Source organism: Kocuria sp. KKT182 (genome assembly GCF_055635395.1).
The window spans coordinates 241969-260806 of sequence record NZ_CM145757.1; the positions used below are offsets into that span (position 1 = coordinate 241969).

At 74.3% G+C, this 18838-nt stretch carries 14 protein-coding genes; 8 read left to right on the forward strand and 6 right to left on the reverse strand.

Annotated features, from left to right (window positions below):
• Window positions 1–243 precede the first annotated feature (243 nt).
• Both ACZ2G1_RS01075 and ACZ2G1_RS01080 read left to right on the forward strand, forming a co-directional pair.
• Window positions 244–3696 (forward strand): pyruvate carboxylase, encoded by a 3453-nt coding sequence (locus tag ACZ2G1_RS01075; RefSeq protein WP_470377344.1) that lies wholly within the window; start codon window positions 244–246, stop codon window positions 3694–3696.
• Window positions 3697–3782: 86 nt separating this feature from the next.
• The gene (locus tag ACZ2G1_RS01080; protein ID WP_017833707.1) at window positions 3783–5240 is read left to right on the forward strand and encodes a mycothione reductase; all 1458 of its coding nucleotides are present in this window, start codon (window positions 3783–3785) and stop codon (window positions 5238–5240) included.
• Window positions 5241–5267: 27 nt separating this feature from the next.
• Here ACZ2G1_RS01080 and ACZ2G1_RS01085 read toward each other — a convergent pair whose 3' ends face one another.
• The 3 genes from ACZ2G1_RS01085 to ACZ2G1_RS01095 form a co-directional block, all read right to left on the reverse strand.
• On the reverse strand, window positions 5268–7166 hold the full coding sequence (locus ACZ2G1_RS01085; RefSeq protein WP_470377345.1) for an AMP-dependent synthetase/ligase: 1899 nt from the start codon (window positions 7164–7166) through the stop codon (window positions 5268–5270).
• Window positions 7167–7236: 70 nt separating this feature from the next.
• Window positions 7237–7677, reverse strand: a complete 441-nt coding sequence (locus ACZ2G1_RS01090; RefSeq protein ID WP_109243784.1) for a hypothetical protein — start codon at window positions 7675–7677, stop codon at window positions 7237–7239.
• Complete coding sequence (locus ACZ2G1_RS01095) at window positions 7674–8528, reverse strand: alpha/beta hydrolase (protein WP_470377346.1); 855 nt, start codon at window positions 8526–8528, stop codon at window positions 7674–7676. The genes ACZ2G1_RS01090 and ACZ2G1_RS01095 overlap by 4 nt, the downstream gene beginning before the upstream one ends.
• A gap of 147 nt (window positions 8529–8675) precedes the next feature.
• Between ACZ2G1_RS01095 and ACZ2G1_RS01100 the strand changes: the two genes are divergently transcribed.
• Together ACZ2G1_RS01100 and ACZ2G1_RS01105 are read left to right on the forward strand one after the other, a co-directional pair.
• Window positions 8676–9527, forward strand: coding sequence for a lysophospholipid acyltransferase family protein (locus ACZ2G1_RS01100; RefSeq protein WP_017833703.1), 852 nt, complete (start codon window positions 8676–8678; stop codon window positions 9525–9527).
• Between the two features lie 40 nt (window positions 9528–9567).
• Complete coding sequence (locus ACZ2G1_RS01105) at window positions 9568–10962, forward strand: class II 3-deoxy-7-phosphoheptulonate synthase (protein WP_017833702.1); 1395 nt, start codon at window positions 9568–9570, stop codon at window positions 10960–10962.
• Window positions 10963–11006: 44 nt separating this feature from the next.
• Here ACZ2G1_RS01105 and ACZ2G1_RS01110 read toward each other — a convergent pair whose 3' ends face one another.
• Both ACZ2G1_RS01110 and ACZ2G1_RS01115 read right to left on the reverse strand, forming a co-directional pair.
• The gene (locus ACZ2G1_RS01110; protein ID WP_470377347.1) at window positions 11007–12953 is read right to left on the reverse strand and encodes a protein kinase domain-containing protein; all 1947 of its coding nucleotides are present in this window, start codon (window positions 12951–12953) and stop codon (window positions 11007–11009) included.
• 45 nt (window positions 12954–12998) lie between these two features.
• On the reverse strand, window positions 12999–14183 hold the full coding sequence (locus tag ACZ2G1_RS01115) for a lytic transglycosylase domain-containing protein (RefSeq protein WP_470377348.1): 1185 nt from the start codon (window positions 14181–14183) through the stop codon (window positions 12999–13001).
• Between the two features lie 119 nt (window positions 14184–14302).
• On the opposite strand from ACZ2G1_RS01115, the gene ACZ2G1_RS01120 reads away from it, so the two are divergent.
• Window positions 14303–14689 (forward strand): Rv2175c family DNA-binding protein, encoded by a 387-nt coding sequence (locus ACZ2G1_RS01120; protein WP_017833699.1) that lies wholly within the window; start codon window positions 14303–14305, stop codon window positions 14687–14689.
• Window positions 14690–14714: 25 nt separating this feature from the next.
• On the opposite strand, the gene ACZ2G1_RS01125 is transcribed toward ACZ2G1_RS01120, so the two are convergent.
• On the reverse strand, window positions 14715–15866 hold the full coding sequence (locus ACZ2G1_RS01125; RefSeq protein WP_109243788.1) for a polyprenyl synthetase family protein: 1152 nt from the start codon (window positions 15864–15866) through the stop codon (window positions 14715–14717).
• Window positions 15867–16050: 184 nt separating this feature from the next.
• Here ACZ2G1_RS01125 and dinB point away from each other — a divergent pair, with 184 nt between their 5' ends.
• The 3 genes from dinB (at window position 16051) to mraZ (ending at window position 18748) form a co-directional block, all read left to right on the forward strand.
• The gene (gene dinB, locus ACZ2G1_RS01130; protein WP_017833697.1) at window positions 16051–17331 is read left to right on the forward strand and encodes a DNA polymerase IV; all 1281 of its coding nucleotides are present in this window, start codon (window positions 16051–16053) and stop codon (window positions 17329–17331) included.
• A gap of 55 nt (window positions 17332–17386) precedes the next feature.
• Window positions 17387–17764: a DUF3040 domain-containing protein gene (locus ACZ2G1_RS01135; RefSeq protein ID WP_017833696.1), complete on the forward strand. Its 378-nt coding sequence runs from the start codon at window positions 17387–17389 to the stop codon at window positions 17762–17764.
• A gap of 552 nt (window positions 17765–18316) precedes the next feature.
• Entirely contained in the window at window positions 18317–18748 is a 432-nt protein-coding gene (gene mraZ, locus ACZ2G1_RS01140) for a division/cell wall cluster transcriptional repressor MraZ (RefSeq protein ID WP_031283112.1), read from the forward strand.
• Window positions 18749–18838 lie beyond the last annotated feature (90 nt).

Below are 18838 nucleotides of genomic sequence, written 5' to 3' on the forward strand. Positions count from 1 at the left end.
GCGCGCTCCGCCCCGCTCCGGCGCGGAGCCGCCCGCGGCCGCCCCGCCCCCGCGCCGCCGCCGTGTACGCTGACCACGACGTCGCTCTGTGACATCAGTCACAGTGTGCCCCGGGGTGGCGTGGTTCACTGGTCAGGACCGCCCGCGGACGGCCATGCTGACCGTGTGCGCGACGTTGTCCGACCTTCGACGAATCAGTGCCCGGGTGTCCGCCGAACGGCCCCGGGTGCGGAACGGGTGTTGATGTTCTCCAAGATCCTGGTGGCCAATCGCGGCGAGATCGCGATCCGTGCTTTCCGTGCCGCCTACGAGCTGGGCGCCAAGACGGTGGCGGTGTTCCCGTACGAGGACCGCAACTCGATCCACCGGCAGAAGGCCGACGAGGCGTACCGGATCGGGGAGGAGGGCCACCCCGTGCGGGCCTATCTCGACGTCGAGGAGATCGTCCGGGTGGCCAAGGAGTCCGGGGCGGACGCGATCTACCCCGGCTACGGGTTCCTCTCGGAGAACCCGGACCTGGCCCGTGCCGCCGCGCGCGAGGGCATCACCTTCGTCGGCCCGCGGGCCGAGATCCTGGAGCTGGCCGGCAACAAGGTCGCGGCGCTGAAGGCGGCGAAGCGGGCGGGGATCCCGACCCTGGCCTCCACGGAGCCCTCGGCGGACCCCGAGGAGCTGCTGGCGCAGGCGGAGGGCATCGGGTTCCCCATCTTCGTGAAGGCCGTGGCCGGTGGCGGGGGCCGCGGCATGCGCCGGGTGGAGACCCCCGAGGCGCTGCCCGAGGCGCTGGCCGCCGCGATGCGCGAGGCCGACACCGCCTTCGGCGACCCCACCGTGTTCCTGGAGCAGGCCGTGCTCCGGCCCCGCCACATCGAGGTGCAGATCCTCGCCGACAACGAGGGCGGGATGGTGCACCTGTTCGAGCGCGACTGCTCCCTGCAGCGCCGGCACCAGAAGGTCGTGGAGATCGCCCCGGCGCCGAACCTCGACGAGGGGATCCGCCAGGCCCTGCACCGGGACGCGGTGAAGTTCGCGAAGGAGCTCGGCTACGTCAACGCCGGCACCGTGGAGTTCCTGGTGGACACGGCCGGGGAGCGGGCGGGTCAGCACGTGTTCATCGAGATGAACCCGCGCATCCAGGTGGAGCACACGGTGACCGAGGAGATCACCGACGTCGACCTCGTCCAGTCGCAGCTGCGCATCGCCTCCGGGGAGACCCTGGCGGACCTGGGCATCGCCCAGGACGAGCTGGCCGTGCGCGGGGCCGCTCTGCAGTGCCGGATCACCACCGAGGACCCGGCCAACGGGTTCCGCCCCGACGTCGGGAAGATCTCCGCCTACCGCTCCGCCGGCGGCGCGGGGGTGCGCCTGGACGGCGGCACGGTCTACGCCGGGGCGGAGATCTCCCCGCACTTCGACTCGATGCTGGTGAAGCTCACCTGCCGGGGCCGGGACTACGCCACCGCCGTGCACCGGTCCCAGCGTGCCCTGGCCGAGTTCCGGATCCGCGGGGTGTCCACCAACATCCAGTTCCTGCAGGCCGTGCTGGCCGACCCGGAGTTCCTCGCCGGCAACGTGGCCACCGACTTCATCGAGCGCCGCCCCGAGCTGCTCGAGGCCCGCACCTCCGGGGACCGGGCCACCAAGGCGCTGACCTGGCTGGCCGAGGTCACGGTGAACCAGCCCAACGGGGAGCGGGTGGAGGGCATCGACCCGCGCACCAAGCTGCCCCGCTACCCGGGCGACAAGCAGGACGAGCCGTTCCGCTCGCCCTTCGACGGACCCTCCGAGCACACCCCGCCGCCGGGGTGGCGGCAGCGGCTCGTCGAGCTCGGCCCCGAGGGGTTCGCCCGGGCCCTGCGGGAGCAGCAGGCGGTGGCGGTGACCTCGACGACGTTCCGGGACGCCCACCAGTCGCTGCTGGCCACCCGGGTGCGCACCCGGGACCTGCTGGCCGCGGCCCCGGCCTACGCCCACACGCTGCCGCAGCTGCTGTCCGTGGAGGCCTGGGGCGGGGCGACCTACGACGTCGCGCTGCGCTTCCTCGGCGAGGACCCGTGGGAGCGGCTGCGGTTGCTGCGGGAGGCGATGCCGAACATCCCGATCCAGATGCTGCTGCGCGGGCGCAACACCGTGGGCTACACCCCGTACCCGACCGAGGTGACGGACGCGTTCGTGGCCGAGGCCGCGGCCACCGGGGTGGACATCTTCCGGATCTTCGACGCCCTCAACGACGTGGAGCAGATGGCCCCGGCCATCGAGGCCGTGCGCAGGACGGGCACTGCGGTCGCCGAGGTCGCCCTGTGCTACACCGGGGACCTGCTGGACCCGGCCGAGGACCTCTACACCCTGGACTACTACCTGGAGCTCGCCCAGCAGTGCGTCGACGCCGGGGCCCACGTGCTGGCGATCAAGGACATGGCCGGGCTCCTGCGCCCCGCGGCGGCGGCGAAGCTGGTGACCGCCCTGCGGGAGCGCTTCGACCTGCCCGTGCACCTGCACACCCACGACACCGCCGGCGGGCAGCTCGCCACGCTGATGGCCGCGATCGACGCGGGCGTGGACGCGGTGGACGTGGCCGAGGCCTCGATGGCCGGCACGACCTCCCAGGTGCCCGCCTCGGCGCTGATCGCCGCCCTGGCCCACACGGACCGGGACACCGGCATCCCCCTGGAGGCCGCGACCGCCCTGGAGCCCTACTGGGAGGTCATCCGCCGGATGTACGCCCCGTTCGAGTCCGGGCTCACCGCCCCGACCGGGCGCGTGTACCGGCACGAGATCCCCGGCGGGCAGCTGTCGAATCTGCGCCAGCAGGCCATCGCGCTGGGACTGGGGGAGCGGTTCGAGGCGATCGAGGACATGTACACCGCCGCCAACGCCATGCTCGGCAGACTGGTCAAGGTCACTCCCTCGTCCAAGGTCGTGGGCGACCTCGCCCTGCAGCTGGTGGGCATGGGCGTGGACCCGGCCGAGTTCGAGGCGAACCCGCAGAAGTTCGACATCCCCGACTCGGTGATCAGCTTCCTCGCCGGGGAGCTCGGCACGCCTCCCGGCGGGTGGCCCGAACCGTTCCGCTCCAAGGCCCTGGAGGGCCGCAACGTGCGTGTCGGGATCACGGAGCTGGCCCCGGAGGACTCCCAGGCCCTGGCCGGGGACTCGGCCACCCGCCGTGCCACGCTGAACCGGCTGCTGTTCGCCGGCCCGACGCGGGACTACGAGGCCAGCCGGGCGAAGTACGGCGAGCTGGCGCTGCTGCACACCCGGGACTTCCTCTACGGGCTGACCTCCGACCGGGAGCACGTGATCTCCCTGGGCAAGGGGGTGCGGCTGCTGGTGACCCTGCAGGCCATCTCGGAGCCGGACGACAAGGGCATGCGCACCGTGATGCTCACCCTCAACGGCCAGCCCCGGATGATCGAGGTCCGCGACACCTCGATCACCTCCTCGGTGCCCGAGACCGAGAAGGCCGACCCCACGGACCGCGGCCACGTGGCCGCCCCGTTCGCCGGGGCGGTGACCGTGACGGTGGCCGAGGGCGACACCGTGGAGGCGGGCGGCCAGGTGGCCACCATCGAGGCCATGAAGATGGAGGCCTCCATCACCGCCCCCACGGGCGGCACGGTCGCCCGGGTGGCCCTCAAGGGCGTCACCCAGGTCTCCGGCGGCGACCTCCTGCTGGCGCTCGACACCGCCGGCTGACCCGGCACGCCCGCGCCGGCACCGCGGCCCCCGGGGGCCGCGGTGCCGGCGGGGGCCGCCCGGCGGGCGCGCATAGGATGGGTCGCATGCGGAAATTCGACCTCATCATCATCGGCTCCGGCTCGGGCAACTCGATCCTCACCGAGGACTACGAGGGCCTGGACGTCGCCATCATCGACGGCGGGACCTTCGGTGGCACCTGCCTCAACGTCGGCTGCATCCCGACGAAGATGTACGCGTATCCGGCGAGCGTGGCCCGCCGCGCCCAGGAGGCGGACCGGCTCGGCCTCCACGTCTCGGTGGAGGACGTGCGCTGGCGGGAGATGCGGGACCGGATCTTCGGGCGGATCGACGCGATCTCGCACGGCGGGCTCGAGTACCGCCGGACGCTGCCGCACGTGACGGTCTACGAGGAGCACGTGCGCTTCACCGCCCCGCGGACCCTGCGCACCGCCTCGGGGGAGGACCTCACGGCCGACCAGATCGTGGTGGCCTCCGGCTCGCGCCCGGTGCGGCCGGAGATCCCCGGGATCGACCTGCCCCAGGTGCACACCTCGGACACGGTGATGCGCATCGAGGAGATGCCCCGCCGCGTGGTGGTGGTCGGCGGCGGCTACATCGGCGCCGAGTTCGCCCACGTCTTCTCCAGCCTCGGCGCGCGGGTCACCCAGGTCAACCGCTCGCACCGGATCCTGCGCTACCACGACCCGGAGATCGCCGAGCGGTTCGCCCGCGAGGCCTCCCGGCAGTGGAAGCTGGAGACGGGCTGGTCGCTGAGCGAGGTCGAGGAGTGGGACGGCGACGAGTGCGCCGTGATGGTCACCTTCCGCGACCCGCAGGACCCGGAGCTCGTCATGCGCCTGCCCGCGGACGTGGTGCTGGTGGCCACGGGCCGGCAGCCGAACACCGACGTGCTCGACGCCCGGGCGGGCGGGCTGGACGTGCGGCCGGACGGGCTGCTGGCCGTCGACGAGCACCAGCGCGCCCTCTCCGGGGGCCGCCCCGTCGAGGGCGTGTGGGCGCTGGGCGACATCAGCTCGCCCTACCAGCTCAAGCACGTGGCCAACGCCGAGGCCCGCACGGTGCAGCACAACCTCCTGCACCCCGGCGACCTCCGGGCCACCGACCACCGGTTCGTGCCCTCCGCCGTGTTCACCAGCCCGCAGATCGCCTCCGTCGGCATGACGCAGCAGGAGGCCGAGCAGTGGGCGGTCGAGCAGGGCAGCGAGATCACCGTCAAGGTGCAGGACTACGGGGCCACGGCCTACGGGTGGGCCATGGAGGATCGCACGGGGCTGTGCAAGCTGATCGCGGAGAAGGGCACCGGTCGCCTCCTGGGCGCGCACCTGATCGGGGAGGAGGCCTCCCTGCTCATCCAGCCGCTGGTGCAGGCCATGTCCTTCGGCCTCGACGCGCACACGATGGCGCGCGGCCAGTACTGGATCCACCCCGCCCTGAGCGAGGTCGTCGAGAACGCCCTGCTGGGCCTCGACGTTCCCGAGCACTCACCGCTGTCCCCGGGGGCCCTCGTCGGCGGCCGGTGATCCCACCGGCCGCCGGCCGGCCCGGGGTCAGCCGCGGCCCGGCAGGTGCGCGTGGGAGAGCTTCTCCTTGATCCGCTCCGCCGGGGTGGCGGGGGCCGCGGCCGGTTCGGGGGCGGGGCGCGAGTAGATCTCCTCGATCCGGTCCGCGAAGTCCTGGGCGATCCTGGCCCGCTTGATCTTCATGGATGGGGTCAGGTGCCCGGAGGCCTCCGTCCAGTCGACGTCGAGGATCTCGAAGGCCCGGATGCTCTCCGCGCGGGAGACCGCCTGGTTCGCCCGGGTGACGATGTCCTGGACGTGCTCGACGACCTTCGGGTGGCGGGCGGCCTCCGCCACCGGCATCGCGGGGTCCAGGCCCATCAGCTCTAGGCGGGCGGGGAGCACGTCCTGGTCGAGGGTCACGAGGGCGGCCACGAACGGCCGGTCGTCCCCGACCACCATGACCTGGGAGACCAGGGCCGAGGCGCGGATGGGGTCCTCCAGCACGTTGGGGACCACGTTCTTGCCACCGGCGGTGACGATGATCTCCTTCTTCCGGCCGGTGAGGGTGAGGGCGCCGTCCTCGTCGAGCGAGCCGAGGTCGCCGGTGCGGAACCACCCCTCCTCGAAGGCCTCGGCGGTGAGGTCCTCCCGCCCGTGGTAGCCGCGCATGACGTGGGTGCCCCGGACCAGGACCTCCCCGTCCTCGCCGATCCGCACCTCGTTGCCCGGCAGCGGCAGGCCCACGGTGCCGATCTTGCCGATCTCCGGGGTGTTGACGGCGATCGGGGCCGTGGTCTCCGTGAGCCCGTAGCCCTCCACGACGTACACGCCGATCCCGTTGAAGAAGTGGCCCAGCCGGGTGCCGAGGGCGGCGCCGCCCGAGACGGCGTGCGTGACCTCCCCGCCCATCGCGTCCCGCAGCTTCGAGTACACGAGCCGGTCGTAGAGGGCGTGGCGCGCGCGCAGCAGCGGCGGGACCCGCCCGTCCTGACCGGCCTTCGAGTACGCGACGGCCGTGGTCACCGCGCGCTCGAAGATCAGGGACTTCGCCCCGCCGGCCTTCTCGGCCTTGAGGCGGGCGCTCTGGTAGATCTTCTCGAACACGCGCGGGACGGCCAGGATGAACGTGGGCCGGAAGGCCCCGAGGTCCGCCATCAGGTTCTTCACGTCCGGGGTGTGGGCCAGGACGGTCCCGGAGTAGAGGGCGATCACCTCCACGAAGCGGGCGAAGACGTGGGCCAGCGGCAGGAACAGGAGCGTCCGGGCGCCCGGGTGGATGATGTCCTCGACGACCAGGGTCGTGTTCTCGCACAGCCGCACGAAGTTCCCGTGCGTCAGCTCGCACCCCTTGGGCGGTCCGGTGGTCCCCGAGGTGTAGATGATCGTGGCGACGTCCTCGAGCCCGCGCGACGTGCGGCGGGCCTCGAGCTCCTCGTCCGGCACGTCCGCGCCGGCGCGCGCGAGCTCGTCGAGGCCCGTGCCGGTGCCGTCCAGGCGCCAGACGTTCTCCGCGGCGCGGAACGGCGTCTCCCGCGAGGCGGCGAGCACGGAGTCCTCGAGGGCCTGCGTCTCGACGAACACGGCCTTGGCGTCGGAGTCGCCCATGATCCAGGCGATCTGCTGCGCCGAGGACGAGTCGTAGACGGGGACGGGCACGGCGCCGGCGTACCAGATCGCGAGGTCTGCGAGGGTCCACTCGTAGCGCGTCCGGCTGAGGATGCCCACCCGGTCCCCGGGCTCGATCCCCGCGGCCACGAGACCCTTGGCCACACCCTGCACGGCGGCGAGGAACTCCCGGGCGCGCACCTCGCGGGCGGCCCCCTCCGGCCCCAGGACGGTGTACAGGTGCGGATCCTCGTCCTGGCCCGCCTGCATGAGCAGGAAGTCGGTGATGCGGCTGTGGGCCGGTGGGTCCACGAGGGCGTCGGTCGCGACGTGGCGCATGGGGTTCTCCTCGGATCGGGGTCGGTGGGCCGTCCGCTCCAGTCTAGTGAATTGGCTCACGCAAACCCCGTCAGACGCGGGCGCCGTCGTCCAGCTCGTCGCGGTCGTCGGGCAGGGACCGCAGCAGGTGGCCGATGGCCCCGACCACGGCGACCAGGCCGCCCACGATGGCCCACCACGGCAGGGAGCCGGGCAGGAGGGAGAGCACCACCAGCAGCACGGGCACCCCGACCAGCACGGTCCAGGACAGCAGTGCCCCGCCGCTGAGTCCCTGCGTGACCGGCCCGGGGTCGGGGGAGTAGGGCGCGTCGTCGTCCCCCGCGTCCTCCGGCTCCCCGGCGCCCTCTGCCCCGGCAGCCTCTGCTCCGGCGTCCTCGGGGGACCAGTCCCGGGGCCCGGCGAGGTGCCGGTCCCCGGCCCGGCGCACGTCCTCGAGGTCCGACACGATCCGGCTCCACTCGTCCTCGGGGCCGTGCCCGGCGCCGCCCGGCGTCCCCGGGCCCGCACTCATCGCCGGTCCCCCCGGGAGGCGGGGCGCAACGGTCTCGCGGTGACCGGGCTGCGGCCCGCCAGCAGGTCCTCCAGGAAGCGCACGGACCGCGCCGCGACCACGTCCGCCTCCCGGTCCAGGGTGGCCACGTGGAAGCTCTCCGCCAGCCGCACCAGCTCCACGTCCCCGCCGGCCCGGCGCAGCACCTGCAGGTGCGAGGCGTCCGACACCACGTGGTCGTGCTGCGAGCGCAGCACCAGGACCGGGGCGGTGACCGCGGGCAGCATCCTCCGGGTCCGGGTCATGAACCGGCCCAGCTCGGCGACGCCCGCCACGGGCGTGCGCGGGTAGGCGTGCTCGGTGACGCCCGGGAGGCTGATGTCGTCCCCCACGCCCGGCACGGACGGCACCGCGCGGTGCAGGGCCGGGGCGAGCCGGGCCGTGCGGCTGACGAGGGACAGCGCCGGGTTCAGGGCCACGACCCCGTCGACGGGCAGGGTCGCGGCGAGGTGCAGGGCGAGCGCCCCGCCCATGGACAGCCCGCACACCACCACCACGTCGTGCCGGGCCCGCAGCCGCTGCACGTGCTCGGCCGCGTGGTCGCGCCACTGCTCCCAGCGGACGCCGGCGAGGTCCTCCCAGCGGGTGCCGTGGCCGGGCAGCACGGGCCCGACGACGTCGGCGCCCGCCGCGTGCAGCGCCCGGCCCCAGGGGCGGACGCTGAACGGGACGCCGGTGAAGCCGTGCAGCACGAGCGCGCCCGCGGGCCCGTCGGCCGGATGGTGGAAGGGCGCGCCGGGATCGTCCGCGGCGGCGGGCCCGACGGTCGCGGAGGGGGCGGGCAGGTGCTGGTCCTCGACGGGTGGCGTCATGCGTCCATGATGTCAGGGCGGGCGCCGTCGGCGGGCGGACCGGCGCGGGTGCCCGTGCGGACGTGAGAGAATACCGGAGGCCGGACCCGGTCCGAGCGGCACGGACCCTCGCGACATCCCGATCAGCACGAAGGAGTCCCCTCCCACATGGTCTACATGTTTCTGAAGCGCTACGTCGTCGGCCCCCTGATCAACGTCGCCTTCCGTCCCGAGGTGCGCGGCCTGGAGCACGTGCCCGAGGAGGGCCCGGCCATCCTCGCGAGCAACCACCTCTCCGTCTCCGACTCGGTGTTCATGCCCGTGGCCGTGCCCCGGCAGGTGTACTTCCTGGCGAAGTCCGACTACTTCAACAGCCCCGGCGTCAAGGGCAGGGTGATGGCCGCGTTCTTCCGCGCCATCAACCAGATCCCCATGGACCGCTCCGGGGGCCGGGCCAGCGCGAAGTCCCTGAGCAACGGCGGCCGCAAGCTGCTGGAGGGCGAGCTGCTCGGGATCTATCCGGAGGGCACCCGCTCCCCGGACGGCCGCATGTACAAGGGCAAGATCGGGGTGGCCCGGCTCGCGCTCGAGACGGGGGCCCCGGTCGTCCCGATCGCCATGGTCGGCACCGACAAGGTCCAGCCGATCGGGACCAGGCTCCCGCTGCCCCGCCGCAGCGCCCGGGTCACCACGATCTTCGGCGAGCCCCTCGACTTCTCCCGCTACCGGGGCCGGCAGGGTGAGCACGCCCTGCTCCGCGAGGTCACCGACGAGATCATGCACGCGATCCAGGCCCTCTCCGGCCAGGTCTACGTGGACGTCTACGCCTCGGAGCACAAGAAGCGGCTCGCCGAGCAGAAGCGCCAGGAGACCAAGCAGGCCGCGGCGGAGCTCGTGGGCAACGCCAAGGACAAGGCGCGCAGCGCCGCCCACACCGCCCGCCGGACCGCGGACTCCATCGCCCACCGCGACCGTCCCGGCGCCGCTGACGACGACACCCCGCGGCCCACCGCACCCTGATCCCGCGCCCGGCCCCGCCCCGGACGAGACATAGGAAGACATGATGCTCGACTTCACCGTTCCCGACAGCCTCCGCAACCTCGCCTCCCCGGTGCCCTCTGCGGCCGACTACCCGGGGCTGGACGACTGGCGCGAGCTGGCCGCCGACCAGCAGCCGACCTGGCGCGACCACCCCGACTTCGCCGCCTCGATCGCCGAGCTCAACGCGGTCCCGCCCCTCGTCTTCGCGGGGGAGGTGGACAAGCTGCGCGACCGTCTGGCCGAGGTCGCCAACGGCCGGGCGTTCTTCCTGCAGGGCGGGGACTGCGCCGAGACCTTCGAGGGCGCCACCGCCGACCGGATCAGCGCCCGGGTCAAGACGCTGCTGCAGATGGCCGTGGTGCTCACCTACGGCGCGTCCATGCCCGTGGTGAAGATGGGCCGGATGGCCGGGCAGTTCTCGAAGCCCCGCTCGTCCAACGACGAGACCCGCGACGGCACGACGCTGCCGACGTTCCGCGGCGAGATGGTCAACGGCTTCGACTTCACCGAGGAGTCCCGGGTCCACGACCCGCGGCGGATGGTGCGCGGCTACCACACCTCGGCCTCGACCCTGAACCTCATCCGGGCCTTCACCACGGGCGGGTTCGCGGACCTGCGCCTCGTGCACGCCTGGAACATGGGTTTCACCACGAACCCGGCCCACGCCCGGTACGAGTCGCTCGCCCGCGAGATCGACCGGGCCGTGAAGTTCATGGACGCGTGCGGCGCGGACTTCGACGCCCTGCGCACCACGGAGTTCTACGCCGGCCACGAGGCCCTGCTGCTGGACTACGAGCGCGCGCTGAGCCGCATCGACTCCCGCACCCACCTCCCGTACGGCACGTCCGGGCACTTCCTGTGGATCGGCGAGCGCACCCGGGAGCTCGACGGCGCCCACGTGGACCTGCTCTCCCGGCTGCGCAACCCGATCGGCGTGAAGCTCGGCCCCAAGACCACCGGGGACGACGCGCTGGCGCTCATCGACAAGCTCGACCCGGAGCGCGAGCCCGGACGGCTCACCTTCATCACCCGCATGGGCGCGAAGAACATCCGGGAGAAGCTGCCCCCGCTCGTCGAGGCCGTGGAGCGCTCCGGCGCCAAGGTCGTGTGGGTCACCGACCCCATGCACGGCAACACCGTGTCCCTGCCGTCCGGGTACAAGACCCGAAACTTCGACGACGTCGTGGACGAGGTCCGCGGCTTCTTCGAGGTGCACGAGGCGATCGGCTCCTTCCCCGGCGGCATCCACGTGGAGATGACGGGCGACGACGTCGCGGAGTGCCTCGGCGGCGCCGACCCCGTCGACGAGTCCTCCTTCCAGGACCGCTACGAGTCGCTGTGCGACCCGCGCCTGAACCACATGCAGTCCCTGGAGATCGCGTTCCTCGTGGCGGGCTACCTCTCCCGCCGCTGAGCGCGGGACCGGCCGACGGGGCCGGGGCCGTTCCTGCCGTCCGCTCAGACGACGGTGAGGACGACCTCGGCCCCGTCCGTCGTCTGGGCCACCACGTAGCCGAAGGGGGCGCCGAGGCTCTCCTCGACCCGCGCCGCGAACCCCGCCTCCGCGAGGAGCCGGACCGCCTCGTCCACGGGCCTGCCCAGCACCCCGGGCGCGGAGTCGGCGCGGGCCCCGAGGGAGACGGCGAGGTCCACGGCCGACCCCTCGGCCACCGCCTCGCCCGCCTCCGGGTGCTGGCCCACGACCGTCCCGGCGGCGGCGTCGTCGGCGACCGGGCTCCGGGTGCCGGCCGCCAGCCCGGCGTCCTCGAGGCGCGCCCGGGCGTCCTCCTCCGACATCCCGGTGACGTCGGGCGCGGTGGTCCGCACGGGACCGGTCGAGACCAGCAGGACGACCTGCTCCGCGGAGCGCACCGTGGCCCCGGCCTCCGGGTCGGTGCCGAGCACGGTGCCGGCGGGGGCCACCGGGTCCGCGGTCTCGTGCACGGCGACGTTGCCCAGACCGGCCCCGGCCAGGTACTGCTCGGCGAGCTCCGGACCCGCTCCCCGCACGTCCGGCACGCTCACGGTCCCGCCCGGACCGGAGCCCAGGAGCCAGCCCAGGAATGCCGCCCCGGCCACCGCGAGCGCGACCAGGGCCAGCGTCCCCGCCGCGTGCAGGGGCCGGGTGGGCCGCAGCTCGACCTCGGGCCGCCAGGGGTCGGAGGAGCCGCTCGAGGTCCGCGCCGGCAGCGGCCGGCCGGAGACCGCCGGGGCCCCGGCCCCAGCCGCTCCCAGGGTCGCGGCGTGCGGACCCGGCACCCCGGTCCGGCCGGCCGCCGGGCCGAACGCCTCCGTGGGAGCGTCCCGGCCGAGGGTCTCGGTGGGGGCGTCCCGGCCGATGGTCTCCGTGGTGCCGCTCGAACCGAGGGCCTCCGTGGGAGCGGTTCGGCCGAGGGCTTCCGTGGGAGCGGTTCGGCCGAGGGCTTCCGTGGGGGCGCCCGCCCCGAGGGCCGCGGTGGGTCCGACCGCGGGGTCCAGGGCCGCCGTGGCCGCGGCGTCCGGAGCCGGCACGGCCGGGGTGCCGCGGGCGGCGCCGGGTCCCGGGGGGCGGTCGAGCTCCGCGGGCCGCAGACCCGCCCGGACCGACCGGAGCTCGTCGAGGAAGCTGCCGGCGTCGGGCGGACGCCGCTCCGGCTCCCGTGCCGTGGCCCGGGCGACCAGCCGCGCCACACCGGCCGGGAGACCGGGATCGAGGGTGCGCAGGTCCGGGACGGCGCCGTCCGCGTGGGCGCGGGCCACGGCCAGCGGACCGCCCTCGAAGGGACGGCGGCCGGCCAGGAGCTCGAAGAGCAGGATCCCGGCCGAGTACACGTCCGCGCGGGTGTCGACCCGCTGCCCCGTGACGAGCTCCGGCGAGGCGTAGCCGACCGTGCCCAGCACCGTTCCGGTCGCCGTGTGCTGGTCGACGGCGCGGGTGAGACCGAAGTCCGCGACGGTCACCCGGCCGGCGGCGGAGATCAGCACGTTCTCCGGCTTCACGTCGCGGTGCACCAGGCCCTCGCGGTGGGCCGCCGCCAGCCCGTCGAGGACCGGTTCCAGCAGCCCGAGGGCCTCGCCCGGGGGCAGGGCGCCGCGCCGGCGCAGGAGGTCCCGCAGCGTCGAGCCCGACACGTGCTCCATGACCAGGTACGGCACCCCGTCCGGGGCGTGGCCCTGGTCGAGCACGGAGACCACGTGGGGATGGGACAGCCGCGCCGCCGACCGGGCCTCCCGCACGAACCGGTCCGCCGCGGCCGGGTCCTCGGCCAGGTGGGCGTGCATGAGCTTGACCGCCACGACGCGCTCCAGGCGGGTGTCCACCGCCCGGTACACGGTGGCGGTGCCACCGCGGGCGATCCGCGGACCCAGCTCGTAGCGGCCCTCGAGGACGGTCCCGGTCAGGTGGTCGGGGAGCGCGTGCTGCACGGGATCAGACTAGGGCGGGGCGCTGTGCGCAGGCTGGGTCGCAGGTCACGGTCCGAACCGCTTGCGGTGGGTCTTGACGCTCTTGACGTACTGCTTGGTGTCGTCGTACATCCCGTACTTCTTCACCCCGTGCAGGCCCTGGTAGTACGCGGCGATGGCCACGTCGGTGCTGGGCGCGGCGCGGCCCAGCTGCCGGATGATGGCCACGCCGGCAGTGACGTTGTCCTGCGGGTCGAGCAGGTCGAGCTCCCGGCCCACGAGTCCCGAGGCCCAGTCCCCGGCGTCCGGGATGACCTGCATGGTGCCCACGGCGTCCGCGGGGGACACGGCCCGGTGGTCGAAGCCCGACTCCTGGTGGGCGTGCGCCAGGGCGAGCGCCGGGTCCACGCCCATCCGCACGGCGGTGTCGTGGACGAGCCGGCGCATCTCCTCGCGCGAGGGCGCGGGGCGGGCGGCGAGCTGCTCGTGGTGGCGGTTGGCGGAGTCCACCACCCCGTCCTCGTACGTGCGGCCCAGGAAGGTGTCGCCGATGGCGCGCTCGGGCGCCGGCCGGGGCTGCTCGGCCCGCTCGGGGGCGGGGGCCTGGGCGGTCCGCACGGTGTCGGGGGCCGGCTCCGTGACCGACAGCCGCTGGCCCGGGCGCAGCAGCGAGTTCACCGTGAGGTCGTTGCCGTCGAGGAGCGACTGGACCGACACCCCGCGCGCCTGCGAGATGCTCCACAGCGAGTCGCCCGAGCGCACCACGTGCTCCGTCCGGGGCGGCTCCGCCGCGGGCGGGGCCGGCTTCTTCGAAGGCTCGGCCGCCGGGGCCGCGCCGCCGGAGAGGCGCAGCTCCTGCCCGGGCAGCAGCAGCGCCGCGCCGGAGAGGTCGTTCCACCGCATGAGCTCGTCCACGGCCACGCCGTGGCGCTGGGCGACCGCCCACAGGGAGTCCCCGGGGGACACGGTGTGCACGGGGGTCTTCGTCGTCTTCTGGGCGGCGAGCAGGGGCGCCGAGGCCACCTGGGCCGTCTGGGCGGGGGCGGCGTGGGCCACGGTGCCCCCGCCCAGGGCGGCGAGGGCGGCGACGGCGGTGACCGCCGACCCCGTCCGGGCGCGGCGCGCCCAGCCGGGGGAGCGGTCGTCCTGCTGCCCGGAGGCCTCGGCAGTGGTCTCGGCAGTGGTCTCGGCGGTGGTGGAGCGCGGTGCGTCGTTCGGGTCGGTCGTGTCGCTGTCGGGGGGATACGGCATGAAGTAACTCTCTGACGCTGATCGGGGAAGGTGCGGAGGTCTCAGCCGGCTCCGCGGGTCGAGCATACCGTGGCGGGCCCGCGTGGCACGGGCACCGGCGGACGTGGCACTCTGGGGGCGTGAAGAACACATCCGGAATCAGCACCGAGGAGTTCGACCGCCTGGACGGTCTCGTCCAGGAGTGGTTGCCCCTGCCCGACGTCGCCGAGCAGCTCGGCCTCGTGGTCACCCGCGTCCACGGCCTCGTCGACGACGGGACGCTCCTCGCCGTCCGCAACCCGCACGACAGCATCCGCCGGGTGCCGGCCGCCTTCCTGCTGGACGGCGCCGTGGTCGACTCGCTGAAGGGCACGGTGGCGGTCCTGCGGGACTCCGGCTTCACCGACGTCGAGGCGATCACGTGGCTGTTCACCGAGGACGAGTCCCTGCCGGGCCGTCCCGTCGACGCGCTGCGGGACGGGCGCAAGACGGAGATCCGCCGCCGGGCGCAGGCCCTGGCCTGGTGACCCGCTCCTGACCGGCGCGCCGGACTCAGGACGAGCGGCGGACCGCAGCCGTCGCGAGGCCGCGCAGCGCGGCCATCGGCACGGCGTCGGCCCCGAGCCGGTCCAGCGCGGTGAACGCCTCCCCGCTGAGCCGTTCGATGAGCTCCTCCGTGGAGCCCAGGGCGCCGCACGCCGTGATGAGCGAGCGGAGCTCCTCGACGTCCTCCTCCGTCAGCTCCGGCCGGCCCAGGGCGTCCTCGAGCCGCGCGATCTGCGCCTCGCTGCCGAGCGTGCGGACGTAGCCGACGAGCACCGTCCGCTTGCCCTCGCGCAGGTCGTCGCCGGCGGGCTTGCCCGTGGCCGCGGGATCGCCGAACACGCCCAGGACGTCGTCGCGCAGCTGGAACGCCTCGCCCAGGGGCAGCGCGAACGCGGAGCAGCGCTCCAGGACCGGCTCCGGCGCCCCGGCCAGGGCGGCGCCGAGCACCACGGGGTGCTCCACCGAGTACTTCGCCGACTTGTACCGGATGACGTCCAGGGCCCGCTGCACCGCGCCGTCGCGGTCCTGGCCCCCGCCGGCGACCTCGCCCTGCACGTCGAGGTACTGCCCGGCCATCACCTCGGAGCGCATGAGGTCGAAGACCGCCCGTGCGCGGTGGCCGCCGGGCGCCGTGGTGGTGGCCGCGGCGAACGACTGCTCGCTCCAGGACAGGCACAGGTCGCCCGAGAGGATCGCGGCGGCCACGCCGAAGGCCGGACCGTCCAGGGCCCAGCCCCGGTCCGCGTGCACGGACTCGAAGCGGCGGTGCACGCTGGGGGCGCCGCGGCGGGTGTCGGAGCGGTCGATGACGTCGTCGTGGATGAGCGCGGCGGACTGGAAGAGCTCGAGCGCCGCCCCGGCCCGGACCACGGCCGGGTCCTCCGGGTCGCCGCCCGCCGCCCGCCAGCCCCAGTAGCACAGCCGCGCCCGCAGCCGCTTGCCGCCGGCGGAGAGCGCGACGACGGCGTCCAGCAGCGGGAGGGCGTCCGCCGAGATGCCGCCCAGGACCGCTCGCTGCCGGCCGAAGAACTCCTCCAGCTCCGCGTGCAGCCGCGCCACGAACCGCTCGTCCTCGGCGCGGAAGGCGTCCTCGGGCCGGGCCTGCGGCGCGGTGCCGGCGGGGGCGTCGGGGTGGTGCGGGAGGGGCGGGCACGTCATGGGCGGATCGACCTCGGACTCGGGGCGGCGGCGGACGCCCTCTGCCGGTCGTCCGCGATGTCCGCCCCAGCCTATCGAAGGCCCGGTGAGCGGACCGGGGCGCTCCGCCCGGGCCGGGGCCCGCACCGCGGCCGGGATGTCCGCGCCGAGGGCTAAGCTGTGCCGGACCCGGGAGGAGGACGCGGTGACCGAGACGCCGAGGGACCGGCTGGAGCGCTGGCGGCAGTGCGCCGTGCTGCACGTCGACATGGACATGTTCTACGTCGGCGTGGAGCTGCTCGCGGCCCCTGGGCTGCGCGGCAGGCCCGTCATCGTGGCCGGGTCGGGCGGACGCTCCGTCGTCCTCTCCGCGTCCTACGAGGCCCGGGCGTTCGGCGTCCGCTCCGGCATGCCCCTGGCAAGGGCCCGGGCGATGTGCCCCCGGGCCGTCCTGCTCGAGCCCCACCGGGACGCCTACGACGCCTACTCCCGCCGGGTCATGGCCATGTTCTGGGACATCACCGACCGTGTCGAGCAGATCAGCGTGGACGAGGCCTTCCTCGACGTCGCCGGAGCGGTCCGGCGGCTCGGCCCGCCCGTGGGCATCGCCCGCGGCCTGCGGGCCCGTGTGCGGGACGAGCTGGGACTGACCGCCTCCGTGGGGATCGGCGCCAACAAGACCGTCGCGAAGATCGCCTCCACCCGCTCCAAGCCGGACGGCCTGCTGCTCGTCCAGCCCGAGGACACCGTCGCGTTCCTGGCGGAGCTGCCGGTCTCGGCGCTGTGGGGCGTCGGCGGGCGCACGGCCGAGACGCTCACCGGCGCGGGGCTCAGGAGCGTGGGGGACCTCGCGGCCGCCCCCGTGCCGATGCTGACCCGCCTGGTCGGACGGGCGGCCGGCCACCACTTGCACGAGCTCGCCAACGGACGGGACCCCCGCCCCGTCGAACCGGTCCGCGAGGAGAAGAGCGTGGGCGCGGAGGAGACCTTCCCCCGGGACGTCGCGGACGACCGCGTGCTGCACGAGACCCTCCTGCGGCTCAGCCACCGGACCGCCTCGCGGCTGCGCCGGCAGGGTCTGCGCGCCCGCCGGGTGGGGCTCAAGGTGCGCTGGGCGGACTTCACGACCATCACCCGGTCGCGGACCCTGCAGCATCCCTTCACGTCCGCCCACGACCTCCTCGAGCACGGCGTGGGCCTGCTCGAGGAGCTCGGGGACCGGCCCCAGCCGGTCCGGCTCATCGGCATCCGCGCCGAGCGGCTGGAGCCCGCCACGGACGCCCTGCAGCTGAGCCTGGACGGCCGCGAGGAGGAGTGGGGGGCCGCCGAGCAGGCCATGGACCGGGTGCACGCCCGCTTCGGCGCCGAGCGCCTCGGCCCCGCCCGTCTCCTGCCTCCCGCACCCCGGAGTCCGGAGGGCAACTCGGAGGCTGTTGACAGCCGTGTGCGCGGTGCCAAATCAGCACCCGACGGTCTATCCTGGTAGCAGGCGGCGCCGGAACAGCCGGGGAATCCGCACCCGAAGGATGAGGAGGCATACCGTGCCACTGTCCGAGCACGAGCAACAGCTCCTGGCGCAGCTCGAGAAGCAGCTCCACGCGGACGACCCGAGGTTCGTGACGAACATGGGGTCCCGCGCCGTCAGGGGTGCTTCCACCCGCAACATCGTCCTCGGGATCGTGATCGCCGTCGTCGGCCTGCTCGTCCTCCTGGGCGGGGTCGTCATCGACTCCATCCTGGTCGGGGTCCTGGGCTTCGTCGTGATGGGCGCGGGTGTCTACGTCGCCACGCTGCGCTCCGGCAAGCCGCGCCCCGGCGGGGAGCCCGGCAAGGGCGGCCCGCCCCGCCGCTCGTCGCCCTTCCTGCAGAACCTCGAGGAGCGCTGGGACCAGCGCAACTCCGGGGGCCCGTCCACCTGACCGGCCCCGCCCGGACCCGGAGCCGACCGCAGGGCGCCGCCCGCTCGAACCGACCCGCCCGGCCCCTCCACCTCCCCCCACCCTGCTGCCGCACGGCGGTCTGCAGGGTCCGATCAGCTCCCCGGTGCACCGCCGGGGAGCTTTTTCATGCCCTGGAGGTGCCGCGGCCGCACCCCGGCCGCACCCCGGGAGCGTCCGGGGAGCGTTCCTCCACCGTCCTCCCCGCGGCCCGCACCGCGGCGTCCTCCACTCTCCTCCCCGCACCCCTCCGCCGGCGCCCGGTGCCGCGGGCCGCGGCGTCCTCCACCGCGCTCCCCGACGCCCGGTGCCGGCGCCCCGCACCGCGGGCCCGGGGTGTCCTCCACGCTCCTCCCCGCCGCCCTCCGCCGCGGCGCCGCCGTGCCCACCTGGGGCGACGCCCGTCGCGGCGCCCGGGCGCCGCGCCACGCCGCGGCGCCCGGCCCCTGCGTTCGTTGACCGGGGAGTGAAGTGGAGTAAAGTGGGGCGAAGAGATGGATCTGGGAGAACTCTCGGGCTGGAGAGGCGGTGAGCATGTTTCTCGGAACGTACTCACCCCGTCTCGACGAGAAGGGCCGCCTGATCCTGCCGGCGAAGTACCGGGAGGAACTGGCGGAGGGACTCGTGCTGACCCGCGGTCAGGAACGGTGCCTCTACGTGTTCAGCGTCCGCGAGTTCGAGCGGGTCCACGAGCAGCTGAGGGCGGCACCGCTGTCCTCGAAGCAGGCCAGGGACTACATCCGGGTCTTTCTCTCGGGCGCCTCGGACGAGGTCCCGGACAAGCAGGGCCGAGTCACCATACCGCCGCCGTTGCGGGACTACGCCGGGCTGGGCCGGGAGCTCGCCGTCATCGGCGCGGGCACCCGGGCGGAGATCTGGGACGCCCAGGCGTGGAACGACTACCTGAACGAGAAGGAGGCCGTCTTCTCCGAGACCGAGGAGGAAGTGGTGCCCGGGCTCTTCTGAGCGCAGGGCCGCCGAGACCACCTCGGAGCACGCGGAGCCGCTTCCCGGATGAGATCTCCAGCCGCACAGCCGTCACCGTCCTGACTCACC